The 6,012-nt window shown below is 61.1% G+C and carries 5 protein-coding genes; 3 read left to right on the top strand and 2 right to left on the bottom strand.

Annotated features, from left to right (window positions below; all coding sequences use genetic code 11):
• Positions 1–24: 24 nt before the first annotated feature.
• Together glmS and ACRAUW_RS16315 are read right to left on the bottom strand one after the other, a co-directional pair.
• Positions 25–1,857, bottom strand: coding sequence for a glutamine--fructose-6-phosphate transaminase (isomerizing) (glmS, locus tag ACRAUW_RS16310; RefSeq protein ID WP_431363120.1), 1,833 nt, complete (start codon positions 1,855–1,857; stop codon positions 25–27).
• A 56-nt stretch (positions 1,858–1,913) separates the two neighbouring features.
• Positions 1,914–2,687 (bottom strand): DeoR/GlpR family DNA-binding transcription regulator, encoded by a 774-nt coding sequence (locus tag ACRAUW_RS16315; protein ID WP_431363121.1) that lies wholly within the window; start codon positions 2,685–2,687, stop codon positions 1,914–1,916.
• A 122-nt stretch (positions 2,688–2,809) separates the two neighbouring features.
• Between ACRAUW_RS16315 and blrA the strand changes: the two genes are divergently transcribed.
• The 3 genes from blrA to blaOXA all read left to right on the top strand — a co-directional run bounded on the left by blrA (position 2,810) and on the right by blaOXA (position 5,778).
• Positions 2,810–3,484 carry a beta-lactam response regulator transcription factor BlrA gene (gene blrA, locus ACRAUW_RS16320; protein ID WP_431363122.1) on the top strand — a complete coding sequence of 225 codons (675 nt, stop codon included), beginning with the start codon at positions 2,810–2,812 and terminating at the stop codon, positions 3,482–3,484.
• Complete coding sequence (gene blrB, locus ACRAUW_RS16325; protein ID WP_431363123.1) at positions 3,481–4,902, top strand: beta-lactam sensor histidine kinase BlrB; 1,422 nt, start codon at positions 3,481–3,483, stop codon at positions 4,900–4,902. Before blrA ends, blrB begins: the two co-directional genes overlap by 4 nt.
• A gap of 81 nt (positions 4,903–4,983) precedes the next feature.
• Complete coding sequence (gene blaOXA / locus ACRAUW_RS16330; protein WP_216960052.1) at positions 4,984–5,778, top strand: OXA-12 family class D beta-lactamase; 795 nt, start codon at positions 4,984–4,986, stop codon at positions 5,776–5,778.
• The last annotated feature ends 234 nt before the right edge of the window (positions 5,779–6,012 follow it).

The following is a 6,012-nucleotide window of genomic DNA, read 5'->3' on the forward strand; positions in this document are numbered from 1 at the left end:
GCTCTTTTCATTTGAGAGAGTGACTTACTCAACGGTCACCGATTTTGCCAGATTGCGCGGCTGGTCCACATCGGTGCCCTTGATCAGGGCGACGTGGTAGGAGAGCAGCTGCAGCGGCACGGTATAGACGATAGGAGCGATCACCTCTTCCACATGGTTGAGGTTCATAACGCGCATGGTTTCATCGTTCTTGAAGCCAGTATCGGCATCGGCGAACACGTAAAGGATACCGCCACGGGCGCGTACCTCTTCCACGTTGGACTTGAGCTTCTCCAGCAGATCGTTGTTCGGCGCCACCACAATGATGGGCATCTCGGCATCGATCAGCGCCAGCGGGCCGTGCTTCAGCTCACCAGCGGCATAGGCTTCGGCATGGATATAGGAGATCTCTTTGAGCTTGAGCGCCCCTTCCATGGCGATGGGGTACTGGCTGCCACGGCCGAGGAACAGGCTGTGCTGCTTGTCGGCAAACTCTTCGGCCAGCGTCTCGATCTGCTTGGCCAGCGCCAGGCTCTCTTTAATGCGCTGGGGCAGGACGTGGAGCGCCTTGACCAGCTCGGCTTCGGCAGCCGCACTCAGGTTGCCGCGGCAGTGACCGACAGATGCCACCAGCATCAGCAGGCCAGCCAGCTGGGTAGTGAATGCCTTGGTGGAGGCAACGCCGATCTCGGCACCGGCACGGGTCATAAAGGCCAGTGCCGATTCACGCACCAGCGAGGAGCCCGGTACGTTGCAGATAGCCAACGAGCTCATGTAACCGGACTCCTTGGCCAGACGCAGGGCGGCCAGGGTATCGGCGGTCTCACCGCTCTGGGAGAGGGTGATCAGCAGGCTGTTGGGGCGCACCACCGATTTGCGGTAGCGGAATTCGGAGGCGATCTCCACATCGCAGGAGACCCCGGCGAGCTCTTCAAACCAGTAACGGGCGACCATGCCGGAGTGGTAGGAGGTACCGCAGGCGACGATCTGTACGTGCTCCACGTTTTCGAAGATGGCGCGCGCGCCGTTGCCGAACGATTCGACCACTACGTGATCGCTGCCCAGACGCCCTTCCAGAGTGTTGGTGATCGCTTTGGGCTGCTCGTGGATCTCCTTGAGCATGTAGTGGCGATATTCGCCCTTGTCACCGGCATCGTGGGAGATATCGGACTCTTTCTCCTCACGCTCAACCGGATTGCCGCTTACGTCGAAAATGTGCACGTCGCGGCGAGTCACTTCGGCCACATCACCCTCTTCCAGGAAGATGAAGCGACGGGTTACCGGCAGCAGGGCCAGCTGGTCGGAAGCGATAAAGTTCTCGCCGATACCGCGGCCAATCACCAGCGGTGAGCCGGAGCGGGCAACCACCACGCGGCTGTCGTCGCGGCTGTCCATCACCACGGTACCATAGGCACCGCGCAGCTGCTTCACCGCCTTTTGCATGGCAACCAGCAGAGAGTCGGCTGACTTCAGTTCATGGTGTACCAGATGGGCTATCACCTCGGTATCGGTGTCGGAGCTGAACACATAGCCCAGCGCCTTCAACTCTTCCCGCAGCTCTTCGTGGTTCTCGATGATGCCGTTGTGCACCACCACGATATGCTCGGAGACGTGGGGGTGGGCGTTGCGCTCGGAGGGCTCGCCGTGGGTGGCCCAGCGGGTGTGGGCGATGCCGGTACCACCGTGGACGGACTGCTCGTCGAGCGCCTTGGCCAGCTCGGCCACCTTGCCCAGACGGCGAACCCGCTGCAACGGCTGGTTGGAGCTGAACACGGCCACCCCGGCCGAGTCGTAACCGCGATACTCGAGGCGACGCAGCCCCTCTACCAGAATTTCAGCCACATCACGTTGGGCGACGGCCCCGACGATGCCACACATACACTTCTCCTTGAGATGCAAATCGTAAAGTCAGTTGGATGATTCAGAGCTCGATATCAGCAAGTGACCGGGGCGCAGATAAGCGTCACCCCCTGAGCTTGAATCTGTTCTCTGGCCTCGCTGGCCAGCCCCTCATCGGTCACCAGGGTATGGATGCTCGACCAGGGAAGTTCGAGATTGGGGATCTTGCGGCCAATCTTCTCCGATTCGACCATCACAATGACCTCCCGCGATACTTCGGCCATGACCCGCGACAGGCCCACCAGCTCGTTGAAGGTGGTGGTACCCCGCTCCGGGTCGATGCCGTCAGCACCGATAAAGAGCTGGTCGAAGTCGTAGGATCGCAGCACCTGCTCCGCCACCCGCCCCTGGAAGGACTCGGAGTGAGGGTCCCAAGTGCCACCGGTCATTAACAGAGTAGGCTCATTTTCCAGCTCGCGCAGGGCACCCGCCACATTGAGGGAGTTGGTCATCACGATGAGGCCGCGCTTGTTGCCAAGCATGGGGATCATGGCGCTGGTGGTGCTGCCGCTGTCGATGATGACGCGGTTGTGATCACGCAGCCGTTCGGCCGCCACACGGGCAATGGCTAACTTTCGATTCGAAACTTGCTCAGGATTGGCCTCGACCACCATCTCGCTCGGCAAGGGGACTGCACCACCGTAACGACGCAGCAGCAGACCGCCGGTCTCCAGTACCGCCAGATCTTTACGGATGGTCACTTCGGAGGTAGAAAAGTGTTTGGCGAGGGCGTCGACGCTCACTTCACCCTGCTCTTGTACCAGGGTCACTATGGTGTGGCGGCGTTGTTGAGTATTACGTTTGGTCATTTTCAAATTTCGATTCGAAAGAACATCGAAATATTAGTCCCTTTTTCGGAAAAATAAAACAGCAAATAGGATCCGATTTGGTTCGATGCCAGAATGGGGAGCCAATTTGCGACGAGGATGCCATGCAAAAGAGAGTCATCTGGCTGGTGGAGGATGAGGCCAGCATCGCCGACACCCTGATTTACACCCTGCAGACCGACGGGTTCGAAGTGGAGTGGTTCATGCTGGGCCAGCAGTTGCTGATACGACTGCAACAGAGCCGACCCGACTTCCTGATCCTCGATGTGGGGCTACCCGATATCAGCGGCTTCGAACTCTGCAAGCAGGTGAGGGCGCTGACCGATATTCCCTTGATGTTCCTCACCGCCCGCAGCGAGGAGATAGACCGGCTGATCGGGCTGGAGATCGGTGCCGACGACTATGTGGCCAAACCCTTCTCGCCCCGGGAGGTGTGCGCCCGGGTGCGGGTCATCCTGCGCCGCAGCCAACCCGTCGCTCCCCAACCCAGCGCCCTGCTGGTACTGGATGAGGAGCGAGCCCGTATTCACTTTCGCGGTCAACCGCTGGCCCTCACCCGTTACGAATATCTGCTGCTCAAGACCCTGATGCAGGCGCCGGCGCGGGTCTACTCCCGCCAGCAGCTGATGGATCTGGTGTGGCAGGATGCGGAGGATAGTCTGGATCGCACCGTCGATACCCATATCAAGACCATCCGCGCCAAGCTGCGGGAACAGGATCCCGAGGCCAACCTGATCCTCACCCATCGCGGGCTGGGCTACAGCCTGGAGCTGGCATGAGACTCGGGTTGCAACTGCTGTGCGGCCTGCTGCTGATCTTCGCGCTGGCCGCCTGGTTCGTGCTGGAGATCTTCGTCGAGGAGATCAAACCCGGGGTGCGCAGCGCCACCGAGGATACTCTGGTAGACATGACCCAGCTGCTGGCGCCGCTCGCCCTCGATGATCTGAAAGAGGGCAATATGATGAACGGGCGGTTGGCCAGCGCCTTCGCCCGCCTCAACCAGAATCCCATCAATGCGATGATCGATGGCCACCTCAAGCAGCAGGCGGAGTACCGCATCTATGTCACTGACCAGAAGGGTATGGTGATTTACGACTCCGACGGCACGGATCTGGGCAAGGACTATTCCCGCTGGAACGATGTCTATCGCACCCTGCGTGGCCAATATGGTGCCCGCAGCACCCGCACCGACCCCGACGATGCCACCAGCTCGACCATGTATGTGGCGGCCCCCTTGCGGGAAGGAACCGAGATCATCGGCTCCCTTACCGTCGCCAAGCCCAACCGCACCCTGATGCCCGCCATCGAGCGGGGAGAACGGGAGTTGCTGCAGGCCGCAGGCCAGATGCTGCTCATCTCGCTGCTGATCGGCAGTCTGCTGGTTTGGTGGCTAAACCGCGCCATCGGCAAACTGGTGCACTACGCCGACTCGGTCAGCAAGGGGGAGGCGGCACCGCTGCCACGGCTGCACACCGTCGAGCTGGATCGGCTCGGCCGCTCGCTGGAGACCATGCGCCACCAGCTCGATGGCAAAAGCTACATAGAAGCCTATGTGCACAGCCTGACCCACGAGCTGAAGAGCCCGCTGGCCGCCATTCGCGGGGCAGGGGAGATTTTGGCCGAAACGCCGCCCCCCGAAGTTGCCAAACGGTTTATCGGCAACATCAATCTGGAAACCGCCCGCATGCAGCAGCTGATTGAGCGAATGCTGCAACTGGCGCGGCTGGAGTCGGGGCAGGGGCTGGATCGCCAGTCGGTGGAACCGGCAAAACTGGGCAAGCGCACCCTCGACGCCCGCCATATCATCACCCAGCGCCGTCAGGTGGCGCTGGTAGCCGAGCTGGCCAGCGCGCCGAAACAGAAGTGGGATCCGCTGCTGGTGGAGCAGGCCATCGGCAACCTGCTGGATAACGCTATCGACTTCTCTCCCGCCAACGGGCAGGTCACCCTGAGCGGCAGCCAGCAGGAGGAGGGCTACTGTTTTCGGGTCACCGATAGCGGCCCCGGCATTCCCGACTACGCCCTGCCGCGGATCTTCGAGCGCTTCTACTCCCTGCCGCGCCCGGACAAGGGCAAGAGCAGCGGTCTGGGGCTCAGCTTCGCCCATGAGGTGGCCCACCAGCATGGCGGCCGTCTGACCCTGAACAACCGGCCGGAAGGAGGCACGCTGGCGGAACTCTGGCTGCCTTTCACCTAGTCCCCCCCGCAACTTCACATTCCCCACACAAAGCGGCATTAGACTGCCGCTTTCTCTCATCCATTTGCTCAAGGAAATGCTATGTCCCGCCTGCTTCTCTCCAGCCTGCTGGCTGCCGGTCTGCTCGCAGCCCTGCCTGCCTCCGCCGCCAGCGGCTGCTTTCTCTATGCCGACGGCAACGGCCAGACCCTCTCCAGCGAAGGGGACTGCTCCAGCCAGCTGCCGCCCGCGTCCACCTTCAAGATCCCGCTGGCGCTGATGGGTTACGACAGTGGCTATCTGGTGGATGAAGAGCATCCGGCACTGCCTTACAAACCGAGCTATGACGGCTGGCTGCCCGCCTGGCGCGAAACCACTACCCCGCGCCGCTGGGAAACCTACTCGGTCGTCTGGTTCTCCCAGCAGCTCACCGAATGGCTGGGAATGGAGCGCTTCCAGCAATATGTCGACCGCTTCGACTACGGCAACCGGGATCTCTCCGGCAATCCGGGCAAACATGACGGCCTGACCCAGGCCTGGCTCAGCTCCAGCCTCGCCATCAGTCCGGAGGAGCAGGCTCGCTTCCTCGGCAAGATGCTGAGCGGCAAGCTGCCGGTCTCGGCGCAGACCCTGCAGTACACCGCCAATATCCTCAAGGTGAGCGAGATCGACGGCTGGCAGATCCACGGCAAAACCGGCATGGGCTACCCGAAGAAGCTGGATGGCAGCCTCAACCGCGATCAGCAGATCGGCTGGTTCGTCGGCTGGGCCAGCAAACCGGGCAAGCAGCTGATCTTCGTCCATACCGTGGTGCAAAAGCCCGGCAAGCAGTTCGCCTCCCTCAAGGCGAAAGAAGAGGTGCTGGCCGCATTGCCCGGGAAGCTGAAGACCCTGTAACTCCTCCAGAAACCGGCGCAATGCCGGTTTTTTTATCCCCCTTCACCACCACTTCACACAAGCCCATCAACACTTCACGCCAGACTGACAGACTCACTCCATCAAACAAGGAGACGTGTCATGGTCAAACAGATATTCACCCACAAGATCTTTCTGCTGCTGTTGCTCAGCCTGCTGCTGATGGTACCGGTGCAATCCATCATGGAGCTCAACCGGGAGCGTCAGGCTTACCGC

This window comes from Aeromonas sp., assembly GCF_050633025.1.
Lineage (GTDB): Bacteria > Pseudomonadota > Gammaproteobacteria > Enterobacterales > Aeromonadaceae > Aeromonas.